This is a genomic window from Streptomyces sp. NPDC007164, from assembly GCF_040634135.1.
GTDB lineage: Bacteria > Actinomycetota > Actinomycetes > Streptomycetales > Streptomycetaceae > Streptomyces > Streptomyces sanglieri.
Window position 1 is genome coordinate 158,914 of record NZ_JBEYFB010000009.1, and the last position, 15,388, is coordinate 174,301.

Genomic DNA, 15,388 nt, shown 5'->3' on the forward strand with positions numbered 1-15,388 from the left:
GCATGCGAAGATCCGGCGTCCGGGGGCGGCCCGGACACCGCCGCCGCTGGGCCGCCGCGCTGGGCGTGGGCGCGCTCGTCGTGGCCGGGGGAGGGGTGCTCGCGGGTCCCGCGCAGGCCATGGTCACCGCCTCGGTGCCGGTGGACTTCCCCACCCACTGCATCCCGCCGGCCATCGCGGGCATCCCGCCGATCGACGGGATGACGAAGGCCGAGATCACCGTCGACAACGCCGCCCCGAAGGTGGGCGACACGGTCACCGTCACGTACACCGTCGTCGAGCCGGCCGCGGGCAACCCGGTCGATCTGGCACTGCCCGCCGACATCATGACGCCGACCGGCAAGGTCACCGTCGGCGGTGCGCAGAGCGCGAGCGTCACCGTCGCGGGCCCGAAGAAGAACGACCCGGTGCCCGGCAAGGGCGCCTTCCCGTCGTTCTCGATGACCGGCACCTTCACGGTCACCGCGCCCGGCTCGATCACCCTGTCGCCCGGCGACTACAACATCCACACCAGCTACATCATGGAGCTGGACACCCCCTGCACGGTGACGGACCCGCCCGCCCCCGTCTCCGAGACGATCATCGCGACGGACGGCGGCGGCCAGGTCAACGAGCGTGCCATCCAGCTCGGGGCCGCGTCCGGCAAGGCGGGCGACGAGGTCGCCGTCACCGGGTCGAAGTTCACCCCGGGCGCGGACATCACCCTCGCCGGCCGGGCCGGTGGCACCCAGACCGCGGACACGGCCACCGTGAAGGCGGACGGCTCCGGCAACTTCAGCGGCCGGCTCACCGTCGCCGACCCGGCGACCACCGGCATCGTCGCCTACGAGGGCGGCGCCTGGGACGCGGCCAAGGGCGCGGGCCCGCAGGCCTACACCGTCACCGGTGGCGGCGGCGAGATTCCGGACGGCAGCCAGAAGCTCAACACCTCCATCGAGGCGGGCACGCTCTCCATGGTGCAGGCCGGGGACACCGTCGAGATGTCGGCGGTCGACTTCGGCCGGGGCGGCGCCTCCCGGGGCTCCCTGCAGACGGTGACGGTCGAGGACTTCCGCGGCGGCCCCGCGGGCTGGTCCCTGACCGGAAAGGTCACCGACTTCACGGGCCCCGGCGGCGCGACGATCGGCGCGTCCGCACTCGGCTGGACCCCGGTCTGCGCGACGAAGCCCGGCAGCCCGAGCACCTGTGCGGCGGGTTCCGAGGGGTCGGTCGGCAGCGCGGGCGCCACGCTGGCGTCCACGCCGAACGGGACCTTCACCGGCGGCGAGTTCACCGTCGACGCCCGGCTCGCGCTGAACGTACCGGCGTACACCGCCCCCGGCGCGTACTCCGGCGTGCTCACCCTCACGCTCACCTGAACGAGAGGCCCGAGCGCTCCTGAGCAACCGGCGGACCGGGCGCGCACCCGCCCGGACCGTCCGTCCCGACCACCACCCGGGGGTTTCGCACCGTGCGCCACATCCACGTACTGCTCCTGGCCTGCGTCCTGCTGCTGATCGGCGCACCCGCCGCCGACGCCGCGGACAACGGCAGCTGGTCGGTCTTCCCGGCCACCGCACGGGCCGGCCAGCGCCCGTACTTCTACCTCTCGGCCGACCCCGGCGCCACGCTCCACGACAAGGTCACCGTCACCAACAGGACGGACCGGCCGCAGACCTTCCGGCTGTACGCCGCAGACGCCTACAACACCGCCCGCGACGGCGGCTTCGCCGTCCGCACCCGCGACGAGAAGCAGCGCTCGGTCGGCGCCTGGGCGAGGACCGGACGCGACCGCGTCACTGTGAAGCCGCACGGATCGGTCACCGTCCCGGTCACCATCGCCGTCCCCGAGAACGCCGAACCGGGCGACCACCCCGGCGCGCTCGTCGCACTGGACGAGCGCATCGACCCCGCCGACGCCGGTGCCGTCGCCGTCGGCATCCAGAAGGCGGTCGGCGCCCGGATCTACCTGCGGGTCAACGGTCCGACCATGCCCGCGCTCTCCGTGGACGACATCCGGATCGAGCACACCCAGCCACTGGTCCCCGGCACCGGGAAGAGCCGGGCCGTGATCTCGTACACGCTCCACAACCGGGGCAATGTCACCCTCAGCCCCAAGGTCGCACTCAAGGCCGAGGGTTTCTTCGGCCGCACCCTGCTCGCCCGCGACCTGAAGAAGATCCCCTCCGAACTGCTGCCCCGCCAGCAGGTCCGGCTGACCGAGCAGTGGGCCGGCGCACCCCAGCTGGAATGGGGCGAGATCCGGCTGACCGCGAGCGCCCGCGAGACCCGCGAGTCCGCCACCGCCTCGTACTTCGCCCTGCCCTGGCTGGTCGCCGGGATCCTGCTGGTGATTGTCGGCGGCGGTACGGGGATGTGGGTACGGGCCCGCCGCGGCCGTCCCCGCACCGCCTGAGACGACATCCGACAGGCCCCGCCGCGACCCTTGGTGCGGCGGGGCCGCCGGGATCGGGGACAATGGGCGCCATGAGCGTTCGACCTGACACAGATGCCGCCGCGCGGCAGGCCGCGGGCAAAGCCCCCCACCGGGCCGGCTTCGCCTGCTTCGTGGGCCGCCCCAACGCGGGCAAGTCCACCCTCACGAACGCTCTGGTCGGCCAGAAGGTGGCGATCACCTCCAACCGGCCGCAGACCACCCGGCACACCGTGCGCGGCATCGTGCACCGCGACGACGCGCAGCTGATCCTGGTCGACACGCCCGGCCTCCACAAGCCGCGCACGCTGCTGGGCGAGCGGCTCAACGACGTCGTACGCACCACCTGGGCCGAGGTCGACGTCATCGGCTTCTGCCTGCCGGCCGACCAGAAGCTCGGCCCCGGCGACAAGTACATCGTCAAGGAACTCGCGGGTATCAAGAAGACCCCGAAGATCGCCATCATCACCAAGACCGACCTGGTCGACTCCAAGCAGCTCGCCGAACAGCTGCTGGCCGTCTCCCGCCTCGGCGAGGAGCTCGGCTTCGAGTGGGCGGAGATCATTCCGGTCTCCGCGGTCAAGGACACCCAGGTCGGTCTGCTGGGCGACCTGATCGCCCCGCTGCTGCCCGAGAGCCCGCCGCTCTACCCGGAGGGCGACCTCACCGACGAGCCCGAGATGGTCATGGTCGCGGAGCTGATCCGCGAGGCCGCGCTCGAAGGCGTACGGGACGAGCTGCCGCACTCCATCGCGGTCGTCGTCGAGGAGATGCTGCCGCGCGAGGGGCGTCCGGCGGACAAGCCGCTGCTCGACATCCACGCCAACGTCTACATCGAGCGCCCGAGCCAGAAGGGCATCATCATCGGCCCGAAGGGCAAGCGGCTGAAGGACGTCGGCACCAAGTCCCGCAAGCACATCGAGGCGCTGCTCGGCACCCCGGTCTTCCTGGACCTCCATGTGAAGGTCGCGAAGGACTGGCAGCGCGACCCCAAGCAGCTGCGCAAGCTGGGGTTCTGAGCCCCGCCCGGTCCGGCGGCCGGAGGGCGGCGCAGCCGCCCGAAGCCGCCGAGGCCCCCGGGGCCGAAGGGTGCGAGGGCGGCAGCCGAGACGGGCCCCGAGCAGTTGCGCAAGCTCGGCTTCTGAGCCGGGCTACCGGTAGCCCGGTCTCACGCGCCCTCCTTCAGGACGCGTGAGACCAGTGCCCGCTGGGCGTCGGTCAGCTTCGGATCCGCGCAGTGGACCGTCCGGTCGCCGACCGTGATCGCGTACCGGAAGCCGTCCGGCACACCGCCGGGCGGGGTGTCGTGGCCCGCGGCGAGCGCCGTCTCGGCCAGCGCCTCCCACTCCGGCGCGTCGGTCAGCCCGGCGGTGTCGACCTCGCGGCGGCGTGCGATGCCGGCGAAGCCGCCGGTCCTGCTGACCTGGATCCGCATGTGTGTCCTCCAACGCCGGGCGGGCCGGAACCGCGTTATGCGGTCGGTACGCCCACTTCCGACCACGCCTTCAGGACGGCCTCGGCCTCGTCGCCCTCGCCGAAGCGGCTGCGGGCGGCGGCGACCGTCAGCCGGGCGAAGTCCGCGAAGTCCGCGTCCACGGCCAGTTGACCACCTGTGAGCACATCGAACCAGAGTTGCCCGGCCCGCTCCCACGCATTGCCGCCGAGCGCCGTCGCCAGCAGATAGAACGCGCGGTTCGGAATGCCCGAGTTGATGTGCACCCCGCCGTTGTCCTCGCTGGTGTGGACGTAGTCCTCCATCTTCGCGGGCTGCGGGTCCTTGCCCAGCACGTCGTCGTCGTACGCCGTGCCCGGCACCTTCATCGAGCGCAGCGCGACGCCCTGGACGCTGGGCGCGAGCAGCCCGGCGCCGATCAGCCAGTCCGCCTGGTCGGCGCTCTGGCCCAGCGTGTACTGCTTGACCAGGGAGCCGAAGACGTCGGACATGGATTCGTTGAGCGCGCCGGACTGGCCGTAGTAGCTCAGATTGGCGGTGTACTGGGTCAGGCCGTGGGTCAGCTCGTGACCGATCACGTCGATGGCGACGGTGAAGTCCAGGAAGATCTCGCCGTCCCCGTCGCCGAAGACCATCTGCTCGCCGTCGAAGAAGGCGTTGTTGTACTTCTCGTCGTAGTGCACGGAGCCGATCAGCGGCAGTCCGTTGCCGTCGATCGAACGGCGGCCGTACGCCTTGAGCAGCAGTTCGAAGGTGGCACCGAGGCCCGCGTACGCGCGGTTGACGCTCGCGTCCTGCGTCGGCTCCTGGCCCTCGGCACGGACCTTGGTGCCGGGCAGCTGTGTGCCGTTGCGGCAGTCGTACAGGACGCGCTCGGGCTTGTCGGACGCCTCTTCGTCGGACGCTGGGGCGACGGGGACGGTGACGACCGTGGCCATCTGGCGGCGGGTGCGGCGGGCCGCGTCGCCCTCCAGGGTGCGACGGGAGGGCCCGGCGAGATCGGGGTTGTCGGACTGCGACAGCTTGTCGAGGACATGAGGCGGCACGATCGTGCAGAAGACGGGCTGGAACCCGTGCTGAGACTGAGGGTGCATGCAGCCGACTGTGGCACCAGGTAACGGCGTTGTCACTGGTTGCGATCAGGATTGACGAAATGGAGTGATCGATCACGGTTGGGCGTTTCCTGCGCCCGGTCCCGCATACTGATACGGGACCGACGCATCAGGCACCTCTCGGTTAGTCTCGTCGCATCATGCGTTTCGGGCTGCTTCTTCTTAGCTGCCGCGGCGAGGGCCTGTAGTCGTAGGCCGACCCCCTCCCCGCGGAGTCTGGTGTTGCAGCGACACAGTCGGCCGTCCCACCTGGTTGGACCCCGAGGAGCCGTACGCCATGACCGCCGCAAATCCCGCTCAGTCCCCCGCTGGAACCGCTGTCGGCCGCCCGACGCCGGTCACCAACGCGACTCGGCTGCAGAAGCCGTCCGGGATGCCGATCCACAAGTACGGCAGCTACGAGGCCGTCGAGATCCCCGACCGCACCTGGCCGGACAACCGGATCACGGTCGCGCCCCGCTGGCTCTCCACCGATCTGCGTGACGGCAACCAGGCCCTGATCGACCCGATGTCGCCGGCCCGCAAGCGCGAGATGTTCGATCTGCTCGTACGCATGGGCTACAAGGAGATCGAGGTCGGCTTCCCGTCCTCGGGCGAGACCGACTTCGCGTTCGTCCGCTCCATCATCGAAGAGGGCGCGATCCCCGAGGACGTGACGATCTCCGTCCTGACGCAGGCCCGTGAGGACCTGATCGAGCGCACCGTCGAGTCCGTCGTCGGCGCCCACCGCGCCACCGTGCACCTGTACAACGCGACGGCGCCCACCTTCCGCCGGGTCGTCTTCCGCGGCTCCAAGGACGACATCAAGCAGATCGCCGTGGACGGCACCCGGCTGGTCATGGAGTACGCGGAGAAGCTGCTGGGCCCGGAGACGACCTTCGGCTACCAGTACAGCCCCGAGATCTTCACCGACACCGAGCTGGACTTCGCCCTGGAGGTCTGCGAGGCGGTCTGCGACGTCTGGCAGCCGGAGGAGGGGCGCGAGATCATCCTCAACCTGCCCGCCACCGTGGAGCGTTCGACGCCGTCCACACACGCGGACCGGTTCGAGTGGATGTCGCGCAACCTGTCGCGCCGCGAGTACATCTGCCTGTCGGTCCACCCGCACAACGACCGCGGCACCGCCGTCGCCGCCGCCGAGCTGGCCGTCATGGCCGGCGCGGACCGGATCGAGGGCTGCCTGTTCGGCCAGGGCGAGCGCACCGGCAACGTCGACCTGGTCACCCTGGGCATGAACCTGTTCTCGCAGGGCGTCGACCCGCAGATCGACTTCTCGCAGATCGACGAGATCCGCCGCACCAGCGAGTACTGCAACCAGATGGAGGTCCACCCGCGCCACCCCTACGCGGGCGACCTGGTCTACACCGCCTTCTCCGGCTCCCACCAGGACGCCATCAAGAAGGGCTTCGACGCCATGGAGGCCGACGCGGCCGCCCGGGGCAAGACGGTCGACGACATCGAGTGGGCGGTGCCGTACCTGCCGATCGACCCCAAGGACGTCGGCCGCAGCTACGAGGCCGTCATCCGGGTCAACTCGCAGTCCGGCAAGGGTGGAATCGCCTATGTCCTGAAGAACGACCACAAGCTGGACCTGCCGCGCCGGATGCAGATCGAATTCTCCCGGATCATTCAGGCCAAGACGGATGCCGAGGGCGGCGAGGTCACGCCGACGCAGATCTGGTCCACGTTCCGCGACGAGTACCTGCCGAACCCGGAGAACGCCTGGGGCCGCGTACAGATCCGCACCGGCCAGACCACGACCGGCTCCGACGGCAAGGACACGATCACCGTCGAGGCGACCGTGGACGGCGCGGACACCGTGCTGACCGGTACCGGCAACGGGCCGATCTCCGCGTTCTTCGAAGCGCTGCAGGCCATCGGCATCGACGCCCGGCTGCTGGACTACACCGAGCACACCATGAGCGAGGGCGCCAGCTCCCAGGCCGCCTCGTACATCGAGTGCGCGATCGACGGCAAGGTCCTGTGGGGCATCGGCATCGACGCCAACACCACCCGGGCCTCGCTGAAGGCGGTCGTCTCCGCGGTCAACCGCGCCACCCGCTGATCCGGCGCCCGCGAGGGCGCTCAGCCGCACGGCCGAAGACCCCGTCCACCCGCTTCCGGGGGGCGGGGTTCGGCCATCTCCGGGCGGTTGTGGCGGGCGAGGTACTGACGCCACATCGCGACTGTGGTTAACATCACGTTCACACGGCAATGTTGCCGGAGGGTGCACCTCCCGTGCCCTTGGGGCCACGGGGGGAGTTACGGAGGTGTGCGACGTGCGGTCGGCCCTGGGACAACGCGCCATGAAGCTGCGCATCTGCGGCATCCGCACCGTCTGGGATCCCGTCGGCGACGGGGAGTTCTTCTGCCCCGGCTGCGGCGGCGACCGCAACTACCGCAGGCTCACCGGCCGTCGGCGCTTCACGGTGCTCGGCGTGCCGATGCTCCGGCGCGGCACCGTCGGCCCGGTCGTCGAATGCGCCGCCTGCCGCGAGCACTTCGGCACCGACGCCCTCGACCACCCCACCACCACCCGGCTCTCCGCCATGCTCCGGGACGCCGTCCACACCGTCGCGCTCGGCGTCCTCGCGGCCGGCGGCACCACCTCCCGCACCGTGCTGGAGACCGCGGCCGCCATCGTGCGCGGCGCCGGGTTCGACGACTGCACCGAGGAACAGCTCTGCACCGTCGTGGAGGTCCTCGCCGTCGACACCGGCCACGGCTCCGCCTTCGACCCCGCGGCCGATGCCTGCGGAGCGGCCCTCGCCATCGAACTGCACGAGGCGCTGGAACCCCTCGCCCCGCACCTGGCCCCCGCCGGACGCGAATCGATTCTGCTCCAGGGCGCCAGGATCGCGCTCGCCGACGGCCCGTACGGACAGGCGGAGCGCGAGGTGCTGACCACGGTCGGCGGCGCGCTCCAGCTCTGCGCCCAGGACACCGCCCGGCTGCTCGCCGAGGCGGCGCGCACGCCTTCCTGACCGGCCGCCTGCGGGGGCGGGCCCACCGAGCCGTCCCCGTACCGGACAATGGACGCATGAGCTTGTTCCGGGACGACGGCGTGGTGCTGCGCACGCAGAAGCTGGGCGAGGCCGACCGGATCATCACGATCCTGACCCGCGGCCACGGCCGGGTGCGCGCCGTCGCGCGCGGGGTGCGCCGCACGAAGTCCAAGTTCGGGGCGCGACTGGAACCCTTCTCCCACGTCGACGTGCAGTTCTTCGCCCGGGGCAGCGAGCTGGTCGGCCGCGGGCTGCCGCTCTGCACCCAGAGCGAGACGATCGCTCCGTACGGTGGCGGCATCGTCACCGACTACGCCCGCTACACCGCCGGCACCGCGATGCTGGAGACCGCCGAGCGGTTCACCGACCACGAGGGCGAACCTGCGGTCCAGCAGTACCTGCTGCTTGTCGGCGGGCTGCGCACCCTCGCCCGCGGCGAACACGAGCCGCATCTCATCCTCGACGCGTTCCTGCTGCGCTCGCTGGCCGTCAACGGCTACGCACCCAGCTTCGAGGACTGCGCCAAGTGCGGAATGTCCGGGCCGAACCGGTTCTTCTCGGTCGCGGCGGGCGGCGTCATATGCGGCGACTGCCGGGTGCCCGGCAGCGTCGTACCCTCGGCTGAGGCCGTCACACTGCTGAGCGCACTGCTCAGCGGCGACTGGGAGACGGCGGACGCGTGCGAGGCGCGTCATGTCAGGGAGGGGAGCGGACTGGTGTCCGCCTATCTGCACTGGCATCTGGAGCGCGGGCTGCGCTCACTGCGGTACGTAGAGAAGTGACACGGGCACATCAAGCACAGGCAGATCTGGCACAGGGAGCGAGACAGTTCATGGCAGTACGCGGGATGCTCGGCGGCCGTAACCGGCGCGACTACAAGACCCCGGAGCCGCACCCCTCCGGTGCCACGCCCCCGAAGTTCCCCGGCGAGCTGGTGCCCAAGCACGTGGCCGTCGTGATGGACGGCAACGGCCGCTGGGCCAAGGAGCGCGGCCTTCCGCGCACCGAGGGCCACAAGGTCGGCGAGGGCGTCGTCATGGACGTGCTCAAGGGCTGCATCGAGATGGGCGTGAAGAACCTCTCGCTGTACGCGTTCTCCACCGAGAACTGGAAGCGGTCGCCGGAAGAGGTGAAGTTCCTGATGAACTTCAACCGGGACGTGATCCGCCGCCGCCGCGACGAGATGGACGAACTGGGCATCCGCATCCGCTGGGTCGGCCGCATGCCCAAGCTGTGGAAGTCCGTGGTCCAGGAGCTCCAGGTCGCCCAGGAGCAGACCAAGGACAACGACCGGATGACGCTGTACTTCTGCGTCAACTACGGCGGCCGGGCCGAGATCGCCGACGCTGCGCAGCGCATCGCGCAGGACGTCGCGGCCGGGAAGCTCGACCCGTCCAAGGTCAACGAGAAGACCTTCGCGAAGTACATCTACTACCCGGACATGCCGGACGTCGACCTCTTCGTCCGCCCCAGCGGCGAGCAGCGCACGTCCAACTACCTGATCTGGCAGAGCGCCTACGCCGAGATGGTCTTCCAGGACGTGCTCTGGCCGGACTTCGACCGCCGTGACCTGTGGCGGGCCTGTCTGGAATTCGCCCAGCGGGACCGGCGCTTCGGCGGTGCGGTGGAGGCGGGTACCGCCGAGCCGGCCGTCTGACCCTGCCATTACGATTCCGCCCCATGACAACTCAGGGGTGGGAACTGGAAGGGGCCGTGGTCGAGCTGGAGTACCAGCCGACCACGGCCGACTTCGCGGAGGCGCTGAACGCCCGCGCGAAGATCAGTAGGAGTGGCCGTATGCAGCGCAAGCTGCTGATCCTGATGCCGGCGCTGGCCGTGCTGATGGGCATCACGATCGCGAGCGGCCGGCACGGCCCGGGTGCGCCCGTCTGGGTGGGGCTCGTCTTCGTGATGGTGTCCGTGATCCTGACGCCCTGGCTCCAGGCCCGGCAGTTGTACCGGTTCGCCGAGCGCCAGGGCACCTGCCGCACGGTGGTGCGCGAGACCGGCATACAGGTGGTCACGGACCACAGCGCCACGACCGTCAACTGGGCGATGGTGCCCCGCTACCGGGAGACTCCGCAGCTCTTCGTGCTGTTCAGCGGTGACAAGCAGGCCACCGGGGTCACCGTGCTGCCCAAGCGCGGTGTGCGCGGGCCGGACGACCTCGACCGGCTGCGCAGTGTGCTCGACCGCAACATACGAAGGCTCTGAGACGGGCAGGGGTCCGGGGGCGCCGCCCCCGGACCGTCATTCCTTCGCGCTCGCGCACTCCGCGCAGGTGCCGAAGATCTCCACCGTATGGGCGACGTTCACATACCCGTGCTGGGTGGCGATCGTCTCCGCCCACTGCTCCACCGCGGGCCCCTCGACCTCCACGGCCTTGCCGCACATCCGGCACACCAGGTGGTGATGGTGGTCGCCGGTCGAGCAGCGGCGGTACACGGACTCGCCCTCCGTGGTGCGCAGCACGTCGACCTCGCCGGCGTCGGCGAGGGACTGGAGGGTGCGGTAGACGGTGGTGAGCCCGACCGAGTCGCCGCGGTGTTTGAGTACGTCGTGCAGCTCCTGGGCGCTGCGGAACTCGTCCACCTCGTCGAGCGCCGCCGCCACCGCCGCCCGCTGCCGGGTCGACCGGCCGCGTACCGGAGCCGCGTTCGTTCCACTGATCGGCGCCGTCGCCACAGCAGCCTCCTCGTGTCGCCCGTACGTGTGTCGGGCCATTGTGCCAGCCCGTCCGGGCGGCACGGTCAGACCTGGAGCCCGTCCGGGGCCGGACGGGTGGCCGGTACTTCCAGGGTGCACTCCTCGGAGGCCGCTTCGCTCCGGCGGGCGCGGCTTCTGGCCAGCGGGGCCGCCAGCAGCGTCAGGGCGACGAAGACCGCGATGGCCAGCAGCACGATCGTCGCGCCGGGCGGGACGTCCTGGTAGTACGAGGTGACGGTGCCGGCCAGGGTCACCGCCGTACCGATGACGACCGACAGCACGAACGTCACCTTGAAGGACCGGGAAATCTGCTGCGCGGCCGCGACCGGCACCACCATCAGGGCGCTGACCAGCAGCAGCCCGACGACCCGCATCGCGACGGTGACGGTCACCGCCGCCGTCACGGCGACCAGCAGGTTCAGCGCGCGCACCGGCAGCCCGGTGACCCGGGCGAACTCCTCGTCCTGGCTGACCGCGAACAGCTGGCGGCGCAGCCCCAGCGTCACCAGCAGCACGAAGGCGGCCAGCACGCAGATCGAGGTGATGTCCTCGGAGGAGACCGTGGAAAGGGAGCCGAAGAGGTACGAGGTGAGGTTGGCGTTGGAGCCGGTGTCGGAGAGGTTGATCAGCAGCACACCGCCCGCCATACCGCCGTAGAACAGCATGGCCAGCGCGATGTCGCCGCGGGTGCGTCCGTACCAGCGGATCAGTTCCATCACGACGGCACCGGCGACGGCGACCGCCGTGGCCATCCAGACCGGGCTGGTGGAGAGCAGGAAGCCGAGGCCGACACCGGTCATCGCGATGTGGCCGATGCCGTCGCCCATCAGGGCCTGGCGGCGCTGGACGAGGTAGATGCCGACGGAGGGCGCGATGACGCCGACGAGCACGGCGGCGAGCAGGGCCCGCTGCATGAAGGGAGGGTCGAGGAATTCCATGATCAGCTCAGCAGTCCCGTCCGGACGGGCTCGGAGGCCGCGTGGGGGTGTACGTGGTCGTGTCCGGGCAGCGCGTGCTGGCCCAGGGCCTTCGGCGGCGGCCCGTCGTGCATCACACAGCCGTCGCGCAGCACGATCGCGCGGTCGATCAGCGGCTCCAGCGGGCCGAGCTCGTGCAGTACGAGCAGCACCGTGGTGCCGGCCGCGACCTGCTCGCGCAGGGTCGTGGCGAGGATCTCCTGGCTGGCCAGGTCGACGCCGGCCATCGGCTCGTCCATGATCAGCAGCTCGGGTTCGGCGGCCAGCGCGCGGGCGATCAGCACCCGCTGGTGCTGTCCGCCGGAGAGGGCGTTCACCGAGTCCCCGGCCCGGTCGGTGAGGCCGACGAGCTCGATGGCCCGGTCGACGGCCGCCCGGTCGGCCCTGCGGAGCAGGCCCAGCTTCGTACGGGACAGCCGCCCGGAGGTGACGACCTCGCGGATCGTGGCGGGGACGCCGCCGGCCGCCGTGGTGCGCTGGGGCACGTAGCCGATCCGCGCCCAGGAGCGGAAGCGGCGCAGCGGGGTGCCGAACAGCTCGACGGAGCCGCCGGTGAGCGGGACCTGGCCGATGACGGAGCGTACGGCGGTCGACTTGCCCGAGCCGTTGGCGCCGAGCAGGGCGGCGACCTCGCCGCGGTGGACGGTCAGGTCGATGCCGCGCAGCACCGGACGCGCGCCGAGGGTGGCGGTGGCGCCCCGCACGGCTATCACGGGGTCGGTCGTGGTGCTCCCGGTCTCGGGCATGTGCGCCTCCGATGCTGCTGTGGCGGGGGGTACGAGGGTCACTTCGCGCCGAGCGCCTTCTGCAGGGCGGCGAGGTTGGACCGCATGACCTCGATGTAGTCGGCGCCCTTGGACTTGGGCGTGATGCCTTCGAGCGGGTCCAGGACGTCGGTCTTCAGGCCGGTGTCCTTGGCGAGGGTCTTCGCCGTCCGGTCGCTGGCGAGCGTCTCGAAGAACACGGTGGTGGCCCGGTCCTTCTTCGCGATGGTGTGGATCTCGCTGATCCGGGCGGGGCTGGGCTCGGCCTCGGGGTCGACGCCGGCGATGCCCTCCTGGGTGAGGCCGTAGCGCTCGGCGAGGTACCCGAAGGCGGAGTGGGTGGTGATGAACGTCTTGGTGGCGGTGTTCTTCAGGCCGTCCGCGTACGCCTTGTCCAGCGCGTCGAGCTTGCCGACCAGCGTGTCCGTGTTCTTCCGGTAGTCCGCGGCGTGGCCGGGGTCGGACTTCTCCAGGGAGGCGCCCACGCCCTTGGCGACCTCGGCGTACTTCACCGGGTCCAGCCAGATGTGGGGGTCGGCGCCGGCCTCGTCGCCGTGGTGCTCGTGGCCGTGCTCCTCGCCGCCGGCCTCGGTGCCGTGGTCCTCCAGCGTGGTGAGCTTCGCGGCGTCGACGGCGTCCTTCGCGCCGGACTGCCCGATGGCGTCGTCCACGGCGGGCTGGATGCCCTTGAGGTACAGGATGTAGTCGGCGTCGGTGAGCCCGCCGATCTGCCGCGGGCTGAGCTCCAGGTCGTGCGGCTCGACGCCCGGCTTGGTCAGCGTGGTGACGGAGACGTGTTCCCCGCCTATCTGCTCGGCCAGGAACTGCATCGGATAGAACGAGGCCACCACGTCCAGTTTGTCGCCGTTCTTGTGGTCCGCGGTGTCCGAGGAGGAGCAGGCGGTGAGCGCGGTGAGGCCGAGGGCGACTGCTCCGGCGACCGCGGCGGTGGGTATGAGGCGGCTGACGTTCATGACAGTCATTTTCAACAAAACTGGAAACGATTGTCAACAAGGCTTATGAGATGACTTTCGGGCCGACGGCGCCGATACCGATTTGATCCAAGGGCCGTGCCCGCCGGTAATCTGAGGCATTCGCCCGCCCGTCTCCGGATCACCACCCCCCCACTGAGGCGCTTCGCGCCGCCCCTGTCCCATTTCGTCGCAATGAAGAGAGCACCGTGGCCGCCGACAAGATCGACTCCATCGTCAGCCTGAGCAAGCGCCGTGGCTTCGTCTACCCGTGCAGTGAGATCTACGGCGGTCAGCGCGCCGCCTGGGACTACGGGCCGCTGGGTGTCGAGATGAAGGAGAACCTCAAGCGCCAGTGGTGGCGCTACATGGTCACCTCGCGCGAGGACGTGGTCGGTCTCGACTCGTCGGTCATCCTCGCCCCCGAGGTCTGGTCCGCCTCCGGCCACGTCGCCACGTTCACCGACCCGCTGACCGAGTGCACCTCCTGCCACAAGCGCTTCCGCGCCGACCACCTGGAGGAGGCGTACGAGGAGAAGCACGGTCACGCTCCCGCGAACGGCCTGACCGAGCTCAACTGCCCCAACTGCGGCAACAAGGGCACCTTCACCGAGCCCAAGCAGTTCTCGGGCCTGCTCTCCACCCACCTCGGCCCGACCCAGGACTCCGGCTCGGTCGCGTATCTGCGTCCCGAGACCGCCCAGGGCATCTTCACCAACTTCGGCCAGGTGCTGCAGACCTCGCGCAAGAAGCCGCCGTTCGGCATCGCCCAGATGGGCAAGTCGTTCCGGAACGAGATCACGCCGGGCAACTTCATCTTCCGCACCCGCGAGTTCGAGCAGATGGAGATGGAGTTCTTCGTCAAGCCGGGCGACGACGAGGAGTGGCAGCAGTACTGGATGGACCAGCGCTGGAGCTGGTACACGGGCCTCGGCATGCGCGAGGAGAACATGCGCTGGTACGAGCACCCGGCGGAGAAGCTCTCCCACTACTCCAAGCGCACCGCCGACATCGAGTACCGCTTCCGCTTCGGCGGCAGCGGGTGGGGTGAGCTGGAGGGCGTCGCCAACCGCACGGACTACGACCTCAAGGCGCACTCCAAGGCCTCGGGCACCGACCTGGTGTTCTTCGACCAGGAGGCCGGTGAGCGCTGGACCCCGTACGTCATCGAGCCGGCGGCCGGTGTCGGCCGCGCGATGCTCGCCTTCCTCCTCGACGCCTACATCGAGGACGAGGCGCCCAACGCCAAGGGCGTCATGGAGAAGCGCACCGTGATGCGTCTCGACCCGCGCCTGGCGCCGGTCAAGGTCGCCGTCCTGCCGCTGTCCCGCAACCCGCAGCTGTCGCCGAAGGCCAAGGGCCTCGCGGCCGACCTGCGCAAGAACTGGAACATCGAGTTCGACGACGCGGGCGCCATCGGCCGCCGCTACCGCCGTCAGGACGAGATCGGTACGCCGTTCTGCGTCACCGTCGACTTCGACACCCTCGACGACAACGCGGTGACCGTGCGCGAGCGCGACACCATGAAGCAGGAGCGCGTCTCCCTGGACCAGATCCAGGCCTACCTCGGCGCCCGTCTGCTCGGCTGCTGACGTATCGACCGCACCGACGAAGCCCCCGGTTCCCCGTACGGAACCGGGGGCTTCGTCGCTCGCACCGGGCACCCCCACCCAGGAGGTCCGATGCCGTCAATGACCAGCAGCAGGGTCACCCGATGGGACCGGAAGGGCCGGTGAACACACCGCCCATGTGCGGAAGCCGGGGGTGCGGCGGCGGCTGAGCCGCGACACCTGCGGCCGGGGCGAACGGGTGGGGTTCCTGCCCCGGCTCAAGGCCGGGGAGCACCTGGCCGAGGCCCGTCGGGCGACGGCCGACCCGTCCGCCCGAGCACCCGGCGCGGGCCCCGGGCCCAAAAGCCGGTGCGGGTGCGCGCCGGACCGGGGTACGGTTCCGGCATGTCTTCGTTCTTCCAGATCTACGAGTGAGA

Annotated in this window: 15 protein-coding genes; 9 read left to right on the forward strand and 6 right to left on the reverse strand. The window is 70.4% G+C overall.

From position 1 onward, the window contains the following. Nucleotides 1-2: 2 nt before the first annotated feature. From ABZ622_RS15345 to era, 3 genes are all read left to right on the forward strand, one after another. Complete coding sequence (locus ABZ622_RS15345; protein ID WP_360543289.1) at nucleotides 3-1,358, forward strand: beta-xylosidase; 1,356 nt, start codon at nucleotides 3-5, stop codon at nucleotides 1,356-1,358. A 92-nt stretch (nucleotides 1,359-1,450) separates the two neighbouring features. Then, nucleotides 1,451-2,395: a DUF916 domain-containing protein gene (locus tag ABZ622_RS15350; protein WP_360543192.1), complete on the forward strand. Its 945-nt coding sequence runs from the start codon at nucleotides 1,451-1,453 to the stop codon at nucleotides 2,393-2,395. Nucleotides 2,396-2,457: 62 nt separating this feature from the next. Then, the gene (gene era, locus ABZ622_RS15355; RefSeq protein ID WP_360543194.1) at nucleotides 2,458-3,432 is read left to right on the forward strand and encodes a GTPase Era; all 975 of its coding nucleotides are present in this window, start codon (nucleotides 2,458-2,460) and stop codon (nucleotides 3,430-3,432) included. A gap of 149 nt (nucleotides 3,433-3,581) precedes the next feature. Here era and ABZ622_RS15360 read toward each other — a convergent pair whose 3' ends face one another. Beyond that, nucleotides 3,582-3,848, reverse strand: a complete 267-nt coding sequence (locus tag ABZ622_RS15360) for a protealysin inhibitor emfourin (RefSeq protein ID WP_360543196.1) — start codon at nucleotides 3,846-3,848, stop codon at nucleotides 3,582-3,584. A gap of 35 nt (nucleotides 3,849-3,883) precedes the next feature. Continuing rightward, a complete protein-coding gene (locus ABZ622_RS15365; RefSeq protein ID WP_360543198.1) occupies nucleotides 3,884-4,960 on the reverse strand; it encodes a M4 family metallopeptidase in 1,077 nt (358 codons plus the stop codon). Between the two features lie 295 nt (nucleotides 4,961-5,255). Between ABZ622_RS15365 and leuA the strand changes: the two genes are divergently transcribed. The 5 genes from leuA (at nucleotide 5,256) to ABZ622_RS15390 (ending at nucleotide 10,197) form a co-directional block, all read left to right on the forward strand. Then, nucleotides 5,256-7,043, forward strand: a complete 1,788-nt coding sequence (gene leuA / locus ABZ622_RS15370; protein WP_360543200.1) for a 2-isopropylmalate synthase — start codon at nucleotides 5,256-5,258, stop codon at nucleotides 7,041-7,043. A 241-nt stretch (nucleotides 7,044-7,284) separates the two neighbouring features. Next, nucleotides 7,285-7,962: a TerB family tellurite resistance protein gene (locus tag ABZ622_RS15375; protein ID WP_360543291.1), complete on the forward strand. Its 678-nt coding sequence runs from the start codon at nucleotides 7,285-7,287 to the stop codon at nucleotides 7,960-7,962. A 56-nt stretch (nucleotides 7,963-8,018) separates the two neighbouring features. Then, on the forward strand, nucleotides 8,019-8,765 hold the full coding sequence (gene recO / locus ABZ622_RS15380; RefSeq protein WP_266915942.1) for a DNA repair protein RecO: 747 nt from the start codon (nucleotides 8,019-8,021) through the stop codon (nucleotides 8,763-8,765). A gap of 50 nt (nucleotides 8,766-8,815) precedes the next feature. Beyond that, entirely contained in the window at nucleotides 8,816-9,640 is an 825-nt protein-coding gene (locus ABZ622_RS15385) for an isoprenyl transferase (RefSeq protein ID WP_360543202.1), read from the forward strand. A gap of 23 nt (nucleotides 9,641-9,663) precedes the next feature. Next, nucleotides 9,664-10,197 (forward strand): YcxB family protein, encoded by a 534-nt coding sequence (locus ABZ622_RS15390; protein ID WP_360543204.1) that lies wholly within the window; start codon nucleotides 9,664-9,666, stop codon nucleotides 10,195-10,197. Between the two features lie 36 nt (nucleotides 10,198-10,233). Here ABZ622_RS15390 and ABZ622_RS15395 read toward each other — a convergent pair whose 3' ends face one another. From ABZ622_RS15395 to ABZ622_RS15410, 4 genes are all read right to left on the reverse strand, one after another. Continuing rightward, a complete protein-coding gene (locus ABZ622_RS15395) occupies nucleotides 10,234-10,668 on the reverse strand; it encodes a Fur family transcriptional regulator (protein WP_360543206.1) in 435 nt (144 codons plus the stop codon). A gap of 65 nt (nucleotides 10,669-10,733) precedes the next feature. Beyond that, on the reverse strand, nucleotides 10,734-11,627 hold the full coding sequence (locus ABZ622_RS15400; protein ID WP_360543208.1) for a metal ABC transporter permease: 894 nt from the start codon (nucleotides 11,625-11,627) through the stop codon (nucleotides 10,734-10,736). Between the two features lie 2 nt (nucleotides 11,628-11,629). Further along, nucleotides 11,630-12,412: a metal ABC transporter ATP-binding protein gene (locus tag ABZ622_RS15405; protein ID WP_360543210.1), complete on the reverse strand. Its 783-nt coding sequence runs from the start codon at nucleotides 12,410-12,412 to the stop codon at nucleotides 11,630-11,632. A gap of 38 nt (nucleotides 12,413-12,450) precedes the next feature. Continuing rightward, on the reverse strand, nucleotides 12,451-13,404 hold the full coding sequence (locus tag ABZ622_RS15410; protein WP_360543212.1) for a metal ABC transporter substrate-binding protein: 954 nt from the start codon (nucleotides 13,402-13,404) through the stop codon (nucleotides 12,451-12,453). 206 nt (nucleotides 13,405-13,610) lie between these two features. Between ABZ622_RS15410 and ABZ622_RS15415 the strand changes: the two genes are divergently transcribed. Further along, nucleotides 13,611-14,993, forward strand: a complete 1,383-nt coding sequence (locus ABZ622_RS15415) for a glycine--tRNA ligase (RefSeq protein WP_360543214.1) — start codon at nucleotides 13,611-13,613, stop codon at nucleotides 14,991-14,993. Nucleotides 14,994-15,388 lie beyond the last annotated feature (395 nt).

Excerpts from the sequence above, each read along its gene's own strand:
- ABZ622_RS15345 (WP_360543289.1), top strand. The coding sequence starts at position 3 with ATGCGAAGATCCGGCGTCCGGGGGCGGCCCGGACACCGCCGCCGCTGG.
- era (WP_360543194.1), top strand. The coding sequence starts at position 2,458 with ATGGGCGCCATGAGCGTTCGACCTGACACAGATGCCGCCGCGCGGCAG.
- ABZ622_RS15360 (WP_360543196.1), bottom strand. The coding sequence starts at position 3,848 with ATGCGGATCCAGGTCAGCAGGACCGGCGGCTTCGCCGGCATCGCACGC.
- ABZ622_RS15365 (WP_360543198.1), bottom strand. The coding sequence starts at position 4,960 with ATGCACCCTCAGTCTCAGCACGGGTTCCAGCCCGTCTTCTGCACGATC.
- leuA (WP_360543200.1), top strand. The coding sequence starts at position 5,256 with ATGACCGCCGCAAATCCCGCTCAGTCCCCCGCTGGAACCGCTGTCGGC.
- ABZ622_RS15375 (WP_360543291.1), top strand. The coding sequence starts at position 7,285 with ATGAAGCTGCGCATCTGCGGCATCCGCACCGTCTGGGATCCCGTCGGC.
- recO (WP_266915942.1), top strand. The coding sequence starts at position 8,019 with ATGAGCTTGTTCCGGGACGACGGCGTGGTGCTGCGCACGCAGAAGCTG.
- ABZ622_RS15385 (WP_360543202.1), top strand. The coding sequence starts at position 8,816 with ATGGCAGTACGCGGGATGCTCGGCGGCCGTAACCGGCGCGACTACAAG.
- ABZ622_RS15390 (WP_360543204.1), top strand. The coding sequence starts at position 9,664 with ATGACAACTCAGGGGTGGGAACTGGAAGGGGCCGTGGTCGAGCTGGAG.
- ABZ622_RS15400 (WP_360543208.1), bottom strand. The coding sequence starts at position 11,627 with ATGGAATTCCTCGACCCTCCCTTCATGCAGCGGGCCCTGCTCGCCGCC.
- ABZ622_RS15405 (WP_360543210.1), bottom strand. The coding sequence starts at position 12,412 with ATGCCCGAGACCGGGAGCACCACGACCGACCCCGTGATAGCCGTGCGG.
- ABZ622_RS15410 (WP_360543212.1), bottom strand. The coding sequence starts at position 13,404 with ATGAACGTCAGCCGCCTCATACCCACCGCCGCGGTCGCCGGAGCAGTC.